General features: G+C 68.7%; 10 protein-coding genes. All 10 read right to left on the bottom strand.

Annotated elements, in window-relative coordinates; all coding sequences use genetic code 11:
- Positions 1-95 precede the first annotated feature (95 nt).
- Positions 96-3377: a PAS domain S-box protein gene (locus MKK70_RS28240; RefSeq protein WP_243951298.1), complete on the bottom strand. Its 3282-nt coding sequence runs from the start codon at positions 3375-3377 to the stop codon at positions 96-98.
- Complete coding sequence (locus MKK70_RS28235; RefSeq protein WP_243951296.1) at positions 3374-4198, bottom strand: Crp/Fnr family transcriptional regulator; 825 nt, start codon at positions 4196-4198, stop codon at positions 3374-3376. Before MKK70_RS28235 ends, MKK70_RS28240 begins: the two co-directional genes overlap by 4 nt.
- Positions 4199-4644: 446 nt before the next feature.
- Positions 4645-7356 carry a PAS domain-containing protein gene (locus MKK70_RS28230; protein WP_243951294.1) on the bottom strand — a complete coding sequence of 904 codons (2712 nt, stop codon included), beginning with the start codon at positions 7354-7356 and terminating at the stop codon, positions 4645-4647.
- Positions 7357-7552: 196 nt separating this feature from the next.
- Positions 7553-9295, bottom strand: a complete 1743-nt coding sequence (locus MKK70_RS28225) for an HWE histidine kinase domain-containing protein (protein WP_243951292.1) — start codon at positions 9293-9295, stop codon at positions 7553-7555.
- Between the two features lie 435 nt (positions 9296-9730).
- Complete coding sequence (locus tag MKK70_RS28220; RefSeq protein WP_243951290.1) at positions 9731-10078, bottom strand: DUF3140 domain-containing protein; 348 nt, start codon at positions 10076-10078, stop codon at positions 9731-9733.
- Between the two features lie 107 nt (positions 10079-10185).
- Positions 10186-10326 (bottom strand): hypothetical protein, encoded by a 141-nt coding sequence (locus MKK70_RS28215; protein ID WP_243951288.1) that lies wholly within the window; start codon positions 10324-10326, stop codon positions 10186-10188.
- 140 nt (positions 10327-10466) lie between these two features.
- Positions 10467-13106 carry a PAS domain S-box protein gene (locus MKK70_RS28210; RefSeq protein WP_243951286.1) on the bottom strand — a complete coding sequence of 880 codons (2640 nt, stop codon included), beginning with the start codon at positions 13104-13106 and terminating at the stop codon, positions 10467-10469.
- Between the two features lie 121 nt (positions 13107-13227).
- A complete protein-coding gene (locus MKK70_RS28205) occupies positions 13228-14226 on the bottom strand; it encodes an HWE histidine kinase domain-containing protein (protein WP_279603837.1) in 999 nt (332 codons plus the stop codon).
- Between the two features lie 292 nt (positions 14227-14518).
- Entirely contained in the window at positions 14519-15691 is a 1173-nt protein-coding gene (locus tag MKK70_RS28200; RefSeq protein ID WP_243951282.1) for a chromosome partitioning protein ParA, read from the bottom strand.
- Between the two features lie 414 nt (positions 15692-16105).
- Entirely contained in the window at positions 16106-16468 is a 363-nt protein-coding gene (locus tag MKK70_RS28195; RefSeq protein WP_243951280.1) for a CsbD family protein, read from the bottom strand.
- Positions 16469-16509: the final 41 nt, after the last annotated feature.

Genomic DNA, 16509 nt, shown 5'->3' with positions numbered 1-16509 from the left:
CCGGCGTTACGAACCCATCTATCCGAGGCCCGGGCGACATGAGCACGTCCCGCCGGCTCAGTCGATGGGCTCGGAGCGCCCATGTCAGCTTCGGTTCAGATGCCTTTTCGAAAGTCCCGGAGCGGCGCTTCGAGGGTGCAGGTGACCCCGCTCGGAGCGTAGTCCAGCGTCAGGGTGCCCCCGACCTGCCCGGTGATGCCCCGCTCTATCAGCCGCGACCCGAACCCCTTCCGCGATGGGGGCACGACCTTGGGGCCTTCGATTTCGCGCCACTCGATGCGCAGGCAGGGCTCGTCGCCCCCGTCCGACAGCGACCAGGACAGGTCGACATGCCCCTCGGGGACGGACAGGGCGCCGTACTTGGCGGCGTTGGTCGAGAGCTCGTGCAGCATCAGCGCCAGGGCGAGGGCCGCGTCCCCGGAGATCTCCACGTCCGGACCGGCGTAGCGGAAGCGGCCGCCACCCGCGTCGTGGACGCCGACGCCACCCCGGATCACGGACGCGATGCCGGCGCGGTCGGCGGCGCCGCCGAGCAGGATCTCGTGGGCCCGCCCGAGGGCGATCAGCCGGCTTTCGAGCACCTCGCGCACGGTCTCGACGTCCTTGGCGCCCCGGGTACTCTGCACCGCGATGGCCTGGACCATGGCGAGCAGGTTCTTCATCCGATGGCTGAGCTCGTGGTTGAGCAGATCCTGTCGGGCCTCCGCCTCGGACCGGGCGATGGCGGCGCGGGTACGGTCGGCGACGTTGCGCAGGAAGCCGATCTCCTCGGCGCTCCAGGTCCGGGCGTGATCGCATAGCATGAAGAACAGCGCCACGAGGCGACCGTGCTCCATCAGCGGGATATTCACCAGCGAGGTGGCCTGGATCGACACCAGCGACGCCGCCTCCCCGGAGGAGCGCGGGTCAGTGGTCACGTCGTCGATGACGACGGTCTCGCCGCGCTTGAGCTCCTCGATGTAAGAGCCGTAGTCGCGGAAGCGATGCTCGCGCGGGATCGCCCCGAGCCCCGGGGCCGACCAGTCGCGCTCGATGGTGATGGTCTCGCGGTCGGCGTCCGCGGCGCCGTATCCGGCATGGCTGAGCCCGAGGGTGCGCCCGGCGATCTCGGCGGCGACGGCGGCGATGCAGGGGCGGTCGCTCAGGTCCCTGAGGCGGTCGCCGAGCTCGATCAGGGCGGCCTGGCGTGCCTCGTTCTGGTGACGGGCCGTGACGTCGAGGAAGAGGCAGGCGAAGCGGTCGCCCGTCTCCTTGTTCGCCCGGACCTCGAAGCATCGGTTCAGACCGGGGACCTCGACCTCGAACAGCATGGGCTCGCCGGTGTCGACCACTTGGGCGTAACGGTCGATCACATCCTGGTCGATATCGGGGACGAAGCTTCGGATCGTGCGCCCGACCGCTTCCCGGGGGAGACCGGACTGCTCGGCGAAGGCCGGGTTGATCTCCAGGTAGAGATAATCGACCGCCCGGCTGGTATCGTCGCGGACGAGCTCGCCCAGGAAGAAGCCCTCCTGCATGCCCTCGAACAGGCCGCGCCAGCGCGCCTCGCTCTCGGCCAACGCACGCTCGGCCGCCTTCCGTGCCGTGATGTCGCTCACCGTCAGGACCGCGCTCTTCACCGCTCCGTCCGTGAGCACGGGCGCGTTCGTCGCCAGGACCTGGATGGGCGTACCGTCGCGACGGAAGAACACGTCTTCGCGGTCCCGCATGCTCCGACCATCCCGCAGGGCATCGACGAAGTCGCAGTCCACCGCGGGAAATGGACGACCGTCCGGATGGTGGTGGTGCAAGGTCTCGTGCAGGTTGCGCCCGACGAGGTCGTCCGCCTCCCAGCCGAACATCGTCTCGGCCGCGGGATTGGCGAAAGTCACCGTTCCGTCCACGTCCATCTGGAGGACGGCCTGCCCGAGATGGTCGGTGATGGTTTGCAGCAGGTCGCTCTGGGTCTGGAGCGCCTCGGCCGAAAGCCGCTGCTCCGTCCGGTCCCGCAGCATCTTGACGAAGCCGATGGCCTCGCCGCCATCGTCGCGCAGGACCATCATCTCGCCGTTGGCCCAGAAGCGCTCGCCGTCCTTGCGGATGTGCCAGCGCTCGTCGACGCCGCGGCCGGTCTCCAAGGCCGCCCTCATCTCCTGCCCGGGGATGTCGGCCTCGCGGTCCTCGGGCGTGAAGAACATGTCGGCGGGCTGACCGCACATCTCGCCGGGCGTCCACCCGAGGATACGGCTGGCGCCGGCGTTCCAGTCGGTGACCTGGCCGTCGAGATCCATGACCACGATGGCGTAGTCGATGGCGCTCTCGAAGACGGCCCTGTAGCGCCCTTCGTTGGCCTGGGCGACGCGGCGTGCGTCGGCCTCGCCGACCTGCGACAGGCCGGCTGCGACGGTGCCTGCGAACAGGCGGAGGATCTCGACGTCGCCTTCGGTGAAGGCTCCGACCTTGCTCGACTGGAGCTTGAGCACCCCGATGCGCTCACCTGCGCGCAGCACCGGCACGAGGATGCAGGAGCGAAGCGCCAGGTGGCCGATCAGGTCGCGCCTCACGTCCGGGTCGTCGAGGACATCCGGGACCACCCTCGCGCGACCCGAGGACAGGCAGGCCCCGGCGAGGCTGCCATTGACGGGAAGACGCAGGCCGACGTGCCGGGCGAGGTTGCCGCCGCCGCTCCGGTAGACGACCTCGTCACCCTCCCGCATCTCGATGACGCCGCCCTCGGCCCCGGGGAGCGCCCGCATCGCGCCGGCGACCACGGCGTCGAGGACATGGTTGAGGTCACCGCCGGAACCGACGACGGCCTCCTGGGACGCCAGCAGTGCCTCGTGCTGCGTCACCGTCGTCCTCTGCGCGGCGAGCACGGCATCGCGTTGGCCGAGGGCGCCGCGAAGCTCGATCTGGGCCATCACCTGGCCGGCAAGCCGCTTGAGGCTCTTCCGCTGCCGTGCGCTCAATCCTTCGGGGCGCGGAGCGTGATCGATCACGCAGAGCGTCCCGATTCGCTCGCCGTTCGCGCCTTCGAGGGGGGCTCCGGCGTAGAAGCGCAGGTACGGCGCCCCGGTGACCAGAGGATTGCCCAGCGTGCGGGGGTCCCTGGTCAGGTCGGGGATGACGAGGATGTCGGGCTGACCGAGCGCATGGGCGCAGACCGACTGGTCGAGGGTCGTCTGGCACGGCTCGAACCCGACGCGGGCCTTGAACCACTGCCGGTCGCCGGACACCAGGCTGACCAGGGCGACCGGGGCGTCGAACATCTCGCAGGCCAGGGCGACGATGTCGTCGAACCCCCGCTCGGGCGGCGTATCGAGGATGCCGAGGGCGTCGAGCGCATCGATCCGGGAAGTGGCGGCGACCTCGGTCGGAATCGTTGCCGGAGCGCTCATCGGGATGTCTCGCGCAGGTCGGGCTGGATCGCGTCCGGCCGGGGCTTGGGTTCGGTGCCGGGCTCGGTCGCCTCGACGGCGACGATCTCGCCGTCGGGCGCATAGATCGCCCCGAGCACGGTTCGGAAGTGCCGGCGGACCCGGGCATGGCAGCCGCAGCACGCGGCTTCGGTCCGCGCACGGTCGAGCATGTGGATGCGGCCGCGGCCGACATGGATCAGGCCCTGCTCCTGCAGGTCGGACAGCACGCCCGTGATGTAGGTGCGCCCGATCCCGAGCATGCCGGCGAGTGCGACCTGGGTGACCGGGAGGGCGTCCGTCCCGATCCGGTCCTGCAATCCGAGCAGCCAGCGCAGCACCCTCTGCTGGATCGGGTGGGCGGCGTTGCAGGCCACCGATTGCAGGACCTGGGCGAGGAGGCAGTCGGCGTAGCGGACGAAGAGGTCGTTCACCGTCGGGGAGGCGCGCTTCGCCTCGCGGAGCCGTTCCGCATCCATCCGCAGGACCGCGCCACCCACGAGCACCACGCACTGGGTGAAGGCGGGCAGGTACCCGTGGCTGACGACGCCGCCGACGGCGCCCTCGTGCCCGACGGTGGCGGTCTCGACGGTGCGCTCCCCTCCGAGTGGCACGACCAGCGTCGTGACGGTCCGGTCGAGCGGGAAGGTCACATGGGAGACGTCCTCGTCGACACGGAAGAGGACGTCGCCACGGGCGTGCTCGTGCCGGACGAGGTGGGGCGCAAGCAACGCGATATCCTCCCGCGCAAGCGCGGCGAGCAGCAGGTTGCCCTCGTACGGGTGAGTGGGTTCGCTCGGCATGGGATGGGGACGCCGCGGCGGACGTCGCCGCTCATTCGATGCCTGAATGGCACGCCCTGCCTAGACCCACAATCCGACAATCCACCGAAAGCGACATCCCCCGCCCCGGCGGGACGTGGCATCGATGCGCAACCTGGCCGGAACCTGCCGGCTCCTTGGCGCTTCTACACGGCCATGCCGTCGACGCGTCTCGATTGGTTTTTTTGGATAGGCGACGATCCAGGACGCTCCATGTCGGACGGTCAAGGCGAACGATCCGCGGCGCGTCCCGACGGGGCATGGCGCTACGTCACGGGCCGGAACGTGATCGAGCGACATCTGGGGCGCATGCTTCGCGCCATGTACGATGCGTTGCCCATCCGGCCTCCGTCGCAAGTCCTCGAAGCTGCCTTGCGTTCGCTCGACCCCGATGTGGGTTCGGCCGAACCAAGATCCGCGTCGAAGCGTCAGTGACCCATCGGCGGCGCGTCCTCTGCCTGCAGGCCCCGAAGCGGGGCTTGGATAGTGCAGACCACGCCTCCGACTGGGTATGACAGGTCGACCTCGCCCCCGAAGCTGCCGGCCAAGCCGCGCCCGATCAGCCTCGATCCAAATCCGGTGCGGGTGGGGGGTGCCACGGCGGGTCCGCCCGTTTCCGACCATCGCAGGCTGCAATGCGGCTCGCCGCCGTGGTCACCGAGTTTCCATGCGACCGACACCTTGCCCCCCACTGTCGAGAGGGCCCCGTACTTGGCCGCGTTTGTCGCGAGCTCGTGCAGCATCAGCGACAGCGACATCGCCGCCTTGGACCCGACGGTGAAGGTCGGTCCTTCCAGGACGAAGCGACTCGGAGTTTCCTCGTGGGACTGGAGGGCGCTCTCGATCAGGGTCCCGATGGGTGCGGAGCCGACCGTGCCGCCGAGCAGCAGGTCGTGCGACTTGCTCAGCGCGATCAGCCGACCGGCCAAGACCTCCTTGGCCGCATCGAGGTCGGTGGCCGTGCGCATGGTCTGGGTGGCGATGGACTGAACCATGGCCAGCATGTTCTTCATGCGGTGGCTGAGTTCGAGGTTCAGCGTCCGTTGCCGCTCCTCCGCCTCGATCCGGGCCAGGGCCGCGCGGGTCCGGTCAGCGATGTTGTTGGCGAAGCTGATTTCCTCGGGCTTCCAGACGTACGGGGTATCCTTCACGGCATAGAGCAGGGCGATGAACCGACCGTGCTCCATGAGCGGCAGGTTGAGCAGCGAACGCACGTGGATGGCTGCGAGGGCACCGGCATCCGAGGCGGTCCGGCGATCCTCGGCGACATCGTCGATGATCACGGCATGGCCGTTTTTCAGGGCGTCGATGTAGGTGCCGTAGTCCCGGAAGCCGTGCACCCCGCCGATGCCGGGTATCCCCGCGGCGGTCCATCCCTCGCCGATGGCGATGGTCTCCCTGTCATGGTCGACCGTCCCGTATCCGGCATGGGACAGGCCCAGCGTCCGGCCGAGGATCTCGGCCGCCACGCGCGCGATCTCCGTCGCATCACTCGTATTGCGCAGCCGGTCGCCGAGTTCGACGAGGGCCGTCCGCCTCATGTCGGCGCGCTTGCGGTCGGACACGTCGATGAACATCGCCGCGAAGCGCCGTTCGGTCTCGCGGTAGGCGCGCACCTCGAACACGCGTCCGAGCTCGGACACCGAAATCTCGAACACCTCGGGCGTACCGGTGTCCACCACCCGTGCGTAGGTCTCTATCGGCCAGTTGGGGATGTCCGGGATGAACTCGCGGATCGTGCGGCCCACCGTCTCGACGGGTAGGCCAGACTGCGCGGCGAAGGCCGGGTTGATCTCGACGAACCGGTAATCGAATGGCCGACCCTCCGCGTCGCGGATGATCTCCCCGCTGAAGAAGCCTTCCTGCATGCCCTCGAACAGGCCGCGCCAGCGCTTCTCGCTGTCCGCGACCAACTGCTCGGAGGCCCGCTGCCGGGTGATGTCGCGCGACACCACCAACAGCCGCTCGGGTCGACCGTCGGCCCCCCGGATCGGCGTCACCTGCACGTCCCACCACTTCGGCGTACCCTTGAGGGTGTCGGCCTGGGCCTGGAAGTGGCCGGTGCCACCCGACAGGGCCTCCCAGAACGCTGACTTGGCGTCGGCCCGAGCCTGCCCATGCCAGAACCCGGTCCAGTCGCAGCCCTTGACCTGGTTGAAGTCCTCCGCCTCCATCACGGCGAGACCGCCCTCGTTCATGAAGGTCAGCCTGGCGTCGGGATCGAGCACCTTGATGCAGTCGGCCGAGGAGGCCAGCACGCCTCGCATGAAGGCGGCGTCGGCCTGCTCCTTCGCGGCGGCGTCACGCTGCTCCGTCCGGTCCCGAAGGATCTTGAGGAAGCCCTCGTGGCGGCCTTCCTCGTCCCGCAGCGGCATCATCTCGCCGTTGGCCCAGAACAGGCCGCCGTCCCTTCGCAGGTGCCAGCGCTCGTCGGTGCCGCGACCCTGCATCAGGGCGGAGGCCATCTCCTGTTCGGGCACGCCGTTCGCGACGTCCTCGTCCGTGAAGAACACACGCGCCGGCCGGCCGCGCATCTCGGCCTCGGACCAGCCGAGGATCAGCTCGGCGCCGGGGGACCAGCTCGTCACCATGCCGTTCAGGTCCATCGAGACGATGGCGTAGTCGACCGCGCTCTCCAGAATGGCCTTGTTGCGCCGGTCGCCCTCCTTGCGCAGCCGGAGCGAACGCCGCAGTTCCAGGGTCGTCACAACCTGGTGCGCCAGGGTTCGCAGCACGAACGCCTGCGAGGGCGTGAGCTTGTTCGGCTTGGTGTCGAGGACGCACAGCGCACCGAGGGCCACGCCGTCCGGGGTCCTCAACGGGGCGCCTGCGTAGAAGCGGACCCGGGGGCCTCCGGTCACCAGTGCGTTGTCCGAAGTGCGGGCGTCCTGCGTCAGGTCCTCGATCTCGAAGACATCGTCCTGCTGCACGGCGTAGGCGCAGATCGACTGGGATAGGGGCGTCTCGCTCTGCCCGAAGCCGGTCTCGGCCTTGAACCACTGGCGGTCGCCGTCGAGGAGCGAGATCAGCGACACCGGCATGCCGCAGACCTCGGACGCCACCCTCACGATGTCGTCGAACCCGGATTCGGTAGGCGTATCGAGGATGGCGTAGCTGGCGAGTTCGGCCCGCCGACGCATTTCCACCTGATCGCCCCGTCCGAACATTCCTCGTCCACCGTTCCTCTTGCTGCCATTCCGGGTCCGTGCCGGCGTCGGAGCGGTCTGCTCCCATTCGCTTCGGCCTTCAATGGTATTCCAGGGGTCCGTCCCGCCTCGACGCCTCACGGGGTCTGCCGACAGGACGTCGCCGCTCGATGGAGAGGCCCTCGGTCGTTCATGCCGTGCCGAACGGTCGCGTGCCGGCGACCTCGCTGAACGATGTGAAGCGGTCCGGCCCGTCGAGGGGAACGTCGAGGGAGCAGCGCAGTCCCTCGGCGGCGAAGTCGAGCCGGACGCTGCCGCCGAGCTCTCGGCTGACCCCGCCCGTGATGAGGCGGGTGCCGAAGCCGCGCTTGCTCGGCTCCTGCACAGCCGGCCCCCCGCTCTCCCGCCACTCCATCGCGAGCCGCCTCGCGCCGCTCTCGGCGACGATCACGTTCCAGGCGACGTCCACCCGCCCCGCCTCGGTCGAGAGCGCCCCGTACTTGGCCGCGTTGGTCGTGAGCTCGTGCACCGTCATCCCGAGCGCCAGGACGTAGCGCGGCAACAGGTCGATGTCGGCACCCTGCAGGCCGAAGCGATGGGCCTGATCGTCCCGGAAGGGTGCGAGCTCGTTCTCCAGGACGGTGCGCAACGAGGCGCCGCCCCAGTCGTCACGCGAGAGCAGGTCGTGGGTCTTGGACAGGGAGAGGATGCGTCCCTCCAGCCGCTCGCCCCTATCGTCGTCGCAGCGGGTCTGCCGCGCCAGCGACTGCACGGTGGTCAGTGTGTTGCGGACGCGATGGTTCAGCTCGTGCAGCATCATCGTCTGCCTTTCCTGCATGACGTGGCTGCGGGCGACCTCGTCGCGCAACTCTCCCTCGTGCCTCTGCAGCGAGGCGGCCATGGCGTCGAACGCCTCGCCGAGCTGACCGAACTCTCCGGTCCCGGTGATCCCAGTGCGCGCGCCCAACTCCCCGGCGCGCCATGCGCTGGCTGCCGCGAGCAGTCGCCGCACGGGCCTGCGGATGAAGGCACGTCCGGCCATGAGTGCGGCCGCGACCGCCAGGATCGCACCGAGGCCGATGAGTACGACACCGCGCCGGGTCGCAGCGTCGATGTCGGCGAACGCCCTGGCGGGAGACAGGCCCACCGCCACCGTGACTGAGTCCAGGTCCTCGGGCGATGCCCCGGTCACCGCCGTGATGCGCGTGTCGCCGAGCAGGCCGGGCAGGTCGGCGACCTTGCCACGATGGTCCGTCAGCCCCTTCCATAGGTTTGGGGGAAGCGGCTTGCCCGCCCAGGCTTCATGGTCCGGTAGCCGGAGCAGGATCGTGCCCTGTCGGTCCGCGACCGTCAGCGCGGCCTCGGGCGGTAGCCCGGCGGTGGCCTGCCTCGACGCCAGGTAGGACAGATCGATGCTGGTGATCACGATGCCGTCGGGCCGACCGTCGCCGTCGTCGTCCGCGATGGCTTGCGCGAACTGGATCGTCGGCCGGCCGGTGACCCGCCCGGACACGACCGTCCCGATGGCGAACCCGCCGGTGCGCATTGCGTCCTGGAAGTAGGACCGGTCGGCCACCGTGTAGGCCCCGACGGGGGTCCCGAGGGTGTTGCAGCGGATGCGCCCGTCCGCGTCGGCGACGCCGAAGAAGAAGGACCCGGGTACCTGGTTGACGAGGGTAGCGAGGTACGCCGTACAGGCCCGTGCATCTTTGCCGCGTATCTCGGACAGGCCGGCGAGGATGCCGAGAACCTGCCGCGCCCCGCGGCCGAACTGCCCCAGGTCGGCGGCCACGCTCCGGGCCGCACGCATCGCCTCGTTTCGGACCGCCTCGGCGCGGGCGGTACGAAGCGCGTACTCGTTGTAGCCCTGGACGGCCAATGCCGGGATCAACGCCAGCACGACCAGGCCGACGATCCGCTTCGTCAATGACATCGATGGCTTCGTCCTGAGCCTAGTTACCCCCGTCGCGCTCCGGGACACGGTCACCTAACTAGGCCGGCTCCTCTGAACGGCTACGGTGACCCGCCCGATCCGTAGGCGGACATCAGGTTACGTCCATCTCGCCGGTTCCTGCCGCCACTCGATTTCCAAAAAATCAGCGCCCAAAGGTAGGCCGGAATGGAAGTATCGAAATGCAGGCGAGCCGCACCGTGGGGGCGGCCCGCTGATCGTCACACCGCACTGAGAAGCATCCCGCGATGACGCCGTCACTTTTCCTCCCAAAATTGGGGGATGTGCGCTTGGGCAGGAATTTCCTATCGTGAGGGTCCAAGCTACCCGCTTTTTGGGCTGAAACTCCGCTGTCGGTCACAACGACCGGACCGACGGCTCGGCCCGGGGGTGGTTCCGTTGCCTGATCGTCGGGTCTCAGGCCTCCTTCATCGGGTCATGCCCCCAGTTCATCAGCGACAGCCGCCAGGGCGACTCCCGCACCTCGTCCTTGTCCTTCGGACCGCCTTGCTTGAGATGGCGATGGACGTAGCCGACGACCTTGCGCATGTGTGCGTAATCGTCGTCCGACAGGTCGGACTTCTTCGTGTTCAGCATCTCGACGATGCGTCGGCCCTCCTGGTGGCCTGTGGCCTCGCCGCCGTCCTTCTTCTGGCCGACCGACTGGCTGTCCTCGCCCTTCAGAAACTTATCCAATGCCGAGGCCGTCATGTTCACGACCTCCTTGAACTCCTTGTAGGTCGCCTCGTGATCTTCCTTGGCCATCGCTTGTCTCCTGGTTGATGGGCGGTGTCGGAAACTGCACCAGCGTAGAGTTTGGCCCCGGGCACAGGCCCAGTCGGACGTTGTGTCAGGCTCGGTCGTCGCGGCGCTTAGGACTTGGACTTGCCGCCCTTCTTGCCCAATTCGGCCTGTGCCGAGGAAGAGGTGCGCGGGTTCGATTTGCCCTCGTGGCTCGCCTTGGCGTTGGCCTTCTTGGCCGTCTCGCTGCCGTGGCCCTTCTTCTCCGTCATGGTCTCCTCCGTCGGATCGTCGGGCCAATGCCCTGGGTCTTACCCCGTTCCGGAAGAGTATCCCGACGCGGCGATCTGACTTCGAGGAGGCCGCGGAAGGAAACGAAGCGCGGACGCCTAACCCGCCCCGGCCGTTGCAGTCAGGCCGCCGCCTCGTCGCCCGCTTCCTGCATGGAGGCCAGGGACGCCTCCAGACGGCAGGTCAGGCCGGTCGGCGCATAGGTCAGCCTGACCTCGCCCCCGACCTCGGCCGCGAAGCTGCGTTCGATCAACCGCGAGCCGAAGCCCCGGCGCGTCGGCTGCGCCAGGATCGGCGGACCGCCCTGCTCGGACCAGGTCAGGCAGAAACGCGGTGCGTCGCCCTGGTGGACGACGTGCCAGCGGAGGTCGACCGTGCCGACCTCGTTGGACAGTGCGCCATACTTGGCCGCGTTGGTGGCGAGCTCGTGCAGCGCGAGAGCCAGCGCGAGGGCCGCCTTGGCGGAGAGGGCCACGTTCGGACCGCTCGACCGAATGCGCGACGACGCCTCTCCCCGGTGAACGGTCAGCGCTCCGTCCACGACGTCGGCGATGGGTGCCTGGGTCCAGCTGGATTGGGTCAGGATATCGTGCGCCCGCCCGAGCGAGATCAGGCGGGCGGAGAACGCCTCGCGGGCGGACTCGATGTCGACGGCGTTGCGGAACGTCTGGCTGGCAATCGCCTGGACCATGGCGAGGGTGTTCTTGACCCGGTGCTGGAGCTCGCCGGTCAGCAGGCGCTGGTGCTCCTCGGCACGCTTGCGTTCGCTGATGTCGAACATCGCTCCGATCATCCGTACGGCACGTCCCTGATCGTTTCGGATGACGTAGCCGCGGTCGAGGATGTCGGCGTAGGAGCCGTCGGCCCGGCGGAAGCGGTACTCGTCGGTCCAAGTCGTGCCGATCCGGTCGATGACCGCGTGGATCGAGGCACTGATGCTGGCTCGGTCGTCGGGATGGATATGGTCGATCCACCAGTCGCCGGTGGGCTCGACCGTCTCCGGCGGGTGCCCGTGGGCGACCTGGAGCGCCTCGTTCCAGAGAACGTGATTGGTGGTCAGGTCCCAATCCCAGATCGCATCGTTGGTCGCGCGTGCGGCCAAGCGGTAGCGTTCCTCGGTCTCCCGCAGGACCTGCTCCGCCTTCCGGCCCTCGGTGACGTCGCGCGCCGTGCCGATGAGGCGCATCGGTCGGTCGCCTTCGAACAGCGTCTGGCCCCTGGCGGACACCCAGCGCTCGATCCCGCTTTCCGGATCGATGGTGCGGTACGTGATGTCGTAGGTGCCGCTGCCAGTCGGATCGAGCGCGGCCTCGACGGCCTGGTCGCATCGGTCGCGGTCGTCGGGATGCAGACGGGCGAGGTAGACCTCAAGGTTGACCGTCTCGTTCGGGCCCAGGCCGAAGAACGAGCGGGTGCGAATATCCCAGTTCAGGACATCGGCGACGAGGTCGTAGTCGAAGATGCCCGTGCCCGTCGCGTCGACGGCCAGACGCAATTGCTCCCGCGCCCGACGCAAATCCTCTTCCGCCTGCCTGCGGTCATGGATGTCGAGCGAGGTGCCGATCCAGCTGCGAAGGGTTCCGTCCTCGTCCCGGATGGGATGGGCGCGGGAAAGGAACCAACGGTACTCGCCGTCTGCCCGGCGCAGCGGGAACTCGACCTCGTAGGGCCTCCCCCTTCCCGCCGCCGCGATCCATGCCTCGCGGGTCGCCTCGCGGTGGTCGGGGTGGATCACGCCCATCCAGCTGGCCTCGCCGGTCTCGCCGGCCGGCAGGCCGGTGTAGTCGTACCAGTAGGCGTTGCAGTAGGTGACGTCCCCGTCGGCGTCGGCGAACCAGACCACCTGCGGGCTGACCTCGACGAGCGAGCGGTAGCGCAATTCGCTGGCCTGCAGTGCAGCCCCGGCCTCGCGCTCCCCGGTGCGGTCCCGGAGGATCTTGAGGAAGCCGAGAAGCTCGCCGCCGTCCGACCTCAACGGCATCGTCTCGCCGTTGGCCCAGAACCGGGTGCCGTCCTTGCGCAGGTGCCAGCGCTCGTCGGGGGCGCTGCCGGTCTCCCTCGCCAGGCGCATCCCGGTCTCTGGCCGTCCGCCCGTACGATCCTCGGGCGTGAAGAACGCATCGACCGGCCGGCCCAGCATCTCGGCTTCCGTCCACCCGAGGATGCGCTCGGCGCCGTTGTTCCAGCGCGTGACGCGTCCCTCGGGATCGGTCGCCACGATGGCGTAGTCCGTGGCGCTGTCGAGGATGCGCTCGTGGAGGAGGCGCTGCTCGGCCTGTTCGCGAAGCGCGCGGCGAAGCTCCATGTGCGCCATGGTCTGTCGGGCGAGGCGCATAAGGCCCCTGCGCTGACGTTCGGTCAGGTCGTGCGGCTTGGTGTCGAGGACGCAGACCGTGCCGATGGGCTGGCCCTCGGCGGTTCTCAGCAGGGCTCCCGCATAGAAGCGTAGGCCGGGATCGCCCGTGACGAGCGGATTGCCCTCGAAGCGCGGGTCGCGGCTCGCGTCCGGGACGACGAGGAATTCCTCGTGGAGGAGGGCCTGGCGGCAGAAGGACGTCTCAAGTGGCGTCTCGCGAACGCCCAGGCCGACCTCGGCCTTGAAGAACTGGCGCCCGTCGCCGACGAGGTTGACCACCGCGATGGGCGTTTCGCAAAGTTCGGCGGCGGCCTCGGCGATCTCGTCGAAGTCCTGCTCTCGCGGCGTGTCCAGCAGCCGGTAGCGGCCGAGGGCGTGTAGGCGTTCGACCTCCTCGTCGCTCATCGTTGCGCGATCCATGGGAAGGTTAGGCTCAGGCGACCGGAATCGTTCCGGTCAAGGAAGATTCCACTGCCACGGGCAATCACATAGAGGTTTTTGTATCTGTCGGCCGTGTGGAACACCATCAGGGGCTCCGCAGCGGTATCCCGATGCTGATCCGAAGCCCGTCGGCGTCCGCCTCGACATCGACCTCGGCACCGGTCTGCGCAGCGAGGATTTTGTTGATCAGCCTCATGCCGAAGCCTTCACGGGTCGGCAGCGAAGGCGGCGGCCCGTCGTGCTCGTTCCAGACCCATGACAGATGCTTGGCGTCCGCACGATCCTCGACAGTCCACGTCACCGTGACCCGGCCATCCTGATGGGCCAGGGCTCCATGACGAAGCGCGTTGGTGGTCAGCTCGTGCAGTGCCATGCCGATTGGCACGGCGAGCTCGGACGCCAGCCTCACCGTCGGTCCCCGAAGGGTGATGCGACCGTTCTCGTTGTAGGGATCGAGCTCGGCCCTCAGAAGGCCCTCGAACGAGGCGACCTGCGCCTGATCCTCGGTGATGAGCGCGTGGGTCCGGGCGAGGGAGACGATGCGGCCGGTGAAGGCCCGGCCGAACTCCGCCATCGTCACCGACGACCGCATGGTTGCGTTCAGGACGGCCTGGACGGTCGCCAGGGTGTTCTTCACGCGGTGGTGGAGCTCGCGCACCATCATCGCCTGGCGGTCCTCGAAGGCCCGGCGTTCGGTGACGTCGCGCTGGGCCGAGACCCAGTGGGTGATCCGTCCATCGCTCTCCCGGACGGGCGTGATCAGCCACTCGACCATGTAGGTCGAGCCATCCTTACGGTAGTTCAGCGTCTCGCCTTGGAATGCCTCACCGGCGTCGAGCGATGCACGTGCCCGGTCGAGCTCGCTGCGTTCGGTCCTTGGCCCCTGCAGGAAACGCGGGCTCCGGCCAATGACCTCGTCCAGCGGGTAACCGCTCAGGCGCACGAAGGCGGCGTTGGCGTACTCGATACGTGGTCCAGGCTCGTCGAGCTCGGCCGTGGTGATCAGGATGGCCTCTCCGGTCGCCTCCACGGCGGCCTTCAGCAGCCTCAGGTCGATCCCGCCCGACCCGTTTTCGTCACGCAACGCCGTTGCACCCCTTGCCCGGGGGCACCGAAATCCGGTGACCCACCGTCCGGAGCGAATGCAATCCTCGATCCCGCCGACAGGGAGAGAACCTACGATGGTCGAGTCGGTTTCAGTCCCGTCGCAAGTGTCGCGCCCATCCTGGCCCGCAGCTAGATAGGTCGCGCGGGCGCGCTCGATGCCTTGGGATCGTCCATCACACGGGACCGTCCAAGTCCCGTGTGATGGACGAACTCTTCTAGCGGAAGACAGACTCCGATGATGCTTCAGACACAGGCTGACATCTGGAAGCTCACTCCGATTTTGGTGCGACGGTAGGAGCCGTCGGCTGGACCTGGGCAGGATGCACCGTCATGGCCGGAGGCTGGTCCGAGAGCTGCTGTCGCGCCTCGGCGAGCTTGGCCTGGGTCGCGGCAAGCTCCTGCCGGGTCGTCCCGAGACGGTCCTCAAGGGCGGCCATCTCCTTGTTCCGGGTGGCCACCGTCTCGGTCAGGGTCGCCAACTGCGCCTGGGCGTCGGCCTGCTTCCTCTGCAGCGCCTCCACCCCCGAGGCCGCACCGTCGCGGTCGGCTGCCAGCTTCTGGACCGCCTGCTCGGCCTGGCTCCGCTCGGAGATGACCCGGTCCCGCTCGGACTGCGCCGTGGCCAGCTCCTTCTGGGCCGCCGCCAAGCTATCCTTGGCCTGCTGCACCTGTTGGCCGGCCTGGGAGACGTCGCTCGTCAGCTTCTCGCGGCTCGCCGTCAGGCCGGCGATTGCCTGATCCAGTTCGGCCTTCCGCCTCGTCGCCTGCTCGGTGGCGGTGCGGGCATCGGCGAGGTCCTTCTGCGCGGCCGCGGAACCGTCGCGGGCCTTCTGCTGGCTCTCCTCGGCCTTGGCGAGGTCCGCGGTCTTGGCGGTCGCCTCCTGGGACATGGCGGCGATGTCGGCCCGCAGCTTCGCCTCCTGCTGGCGCGTCTCCTCCAGCCGGCGGCCGACGTCGGCCAGTTCCTTGGTCCGGGCGGTCGCCGCCTGCTCGGCCGCGGTGGTGGCCTCCTTCATCGGCGCGAGCCTCTGCTCCGCCTGGGTGACCTGAGCCTGCAGCGCGGTGAGCTTGGTCGTCTCGGCTTCCGCGGTGGCCTTGGCCTCGCCTGCCTTGCGCTCGGCCGCCTGCTGTTCCGTCGCCAGGCTCACGGCTGTCGCCTTGGCCTGTTCCGCGGCCTGGGTGACGTCCCGTTCCTGCTGCTGGGCCGATGCGATCCTCGCCTTGAGCCCGTCGAGGGTACCCGCCGCCGCCCTTTGCTGATCGAGGTCCGATTGCAGCGAGACCTGCCGCGTCTCCAAGTCCTGGATGCGGTGGTCCCTCGCTGTCCTCTGCCGGGCACCGGCGATGGAGGCGACGACGAGCCAGACCAGGAGGACCGCCGCCACGACGGCGAGGCTGAACGGGATCGGCCTGCGGAGTTCGGAACGGTAGTCGATGGCCATGGGGGTCTCGCGGGCGTTGGAGGGAAAGGATCAGATCGGCGAGGCAGCCTCGCCAGGGGTCGGTTCGGCACCGGCGGCCCCCGGCTCGGGGGTGGGACTGCCCGATGCGAGATCGGCACGACCAGTCCCCACGAGGGAACCGATCATACCGAGGAGGGCCCGGTGCTCGGGGGATCCCTTCGCCGCGGCGAGGAAAGCCGCGAGCTCGATGCGGGACGGTCTCCCGCCGGATGGCCCGTTCGGCTCGTGGAAGACGTACACATCGGTTGGGTCGCCGCCGCGGCATAGGTACCAGCGGTCCTCGTTCGACCCGTCATGGATCAGCGTTCGCCGGGGTGGCATCGGAGAATCCCATCGTCTCGTCCCCGGTCGGTGACCACGCCCATCGTCAGCCTAGCCCCGGACGGCGACCGTTCAGCGACGGCCGTGGATCACCATGGCGAGCAAGTATCCGACGGCTCCGGCCATGGCCGCCAGCATCAGCGGGGACTCCTTGGCATACTGCGCGACTGCATCGCCACCCTGGCGGTAGGCGCGCTCGGCCTCGGGAAATGCGTCGCGGCCCCTGTTGATCGCCTTGTCGGCGAGGTCGCCCGCCTGCCCGGCAACGTCGCGCACGGCGTCCTTGGCCTGGCCGACGAGGTTCTCGGCGGCGCCCTTGACCTCGTTGGCCGTACCCTTGGCCTGGGTCTCGCGGTCGCCGGTGACGTCGCCGACTGCGCCTTGGACCTTGCCGCCGAGTTCCTTGGCGGCGCCGGTGATGCGGTTCTCGTCCATTGGTCAATCTCCGTTCGGTTCAGGGTTGGGCCGGCCCGCGG

The sequence above is a fragment of the Methylobacterium sp. E-041 genome, from assembly GCF_022829665.1.
In the GTDB taxonomy this organism is placed as follows: Bacteria; Pseudomonadota; Alphaproteobacteria; order Rhizobiales; family Beijerinckiaceae; genus Methylobacterium.
This window is presented reverse-complemented; position numbering and strand designations above follow the sequence as displayed.

Coding starts and splice junctions, on each gene's coding strand:
- MKK70_RS28235 (WP_243951296.1), bottom strand. CDS start 4,198: ATGCCGAGCGAACCCACTCACCCGTACGAGGGCAACCTGCTGCTCGCC.
- MKK70_RS28225 (WP_243951292.1), bottom strand. CDS start 9,295: ATGTCATTGACGAAGCGGATCGTCGGCCTGGTCGTGCTGGCGTTGATC.
- MKK70_RS28240 (WP_243951298.1), bottom strand. CDS start 3,377: ATGAGCGCTCCGGCAACGATTCCGACCGAGGTCGCCGCCACTTCCCGG.
- MKK70_RS28195 (WP_243951280.1), bottom strand. CDS start 16,468: ATGGACGAGAACCGCATCACCGGCGCCGCCAAGGAACTCGGCGGCAAG.
- MKK70_RS28210 (WP_243951286.1), bottom strand. CDS start 13,106: ATGAGCGACGAGGAGGTCGAACGCCTACACGCCCTCGGCCGCTACCGG.
- MKK70_RS28200 (WP_243951282.1), bottom strand. CDS start 15,691: ATGGCCATCGACTACCGTTCCGAACTCCGCAGGCCGATCCCGTTCAGC.
- MKK70_RS28230 (WP_243951294.1), bottom strand. CDS start 7,356: ATGCGTCGGCGGGCCGAACTCGCCAGCTACGCCATCCTCGATACGCCT.
- MKK70_RS28215 (WP_243951288.1), bottom strand. CDS start 10,326: ATGACGGAGAAGAAGGGCCACGGCAGCGAGACGGCCAAGAAGGCCAAC.
- MKK70_RS28220 (WP_243951290.1), bottom strand. CDS start 10,078: ATGGCCAAGGAAGATCACGAGGCGACCTACAAGGAGTTCAAGGAGGTC.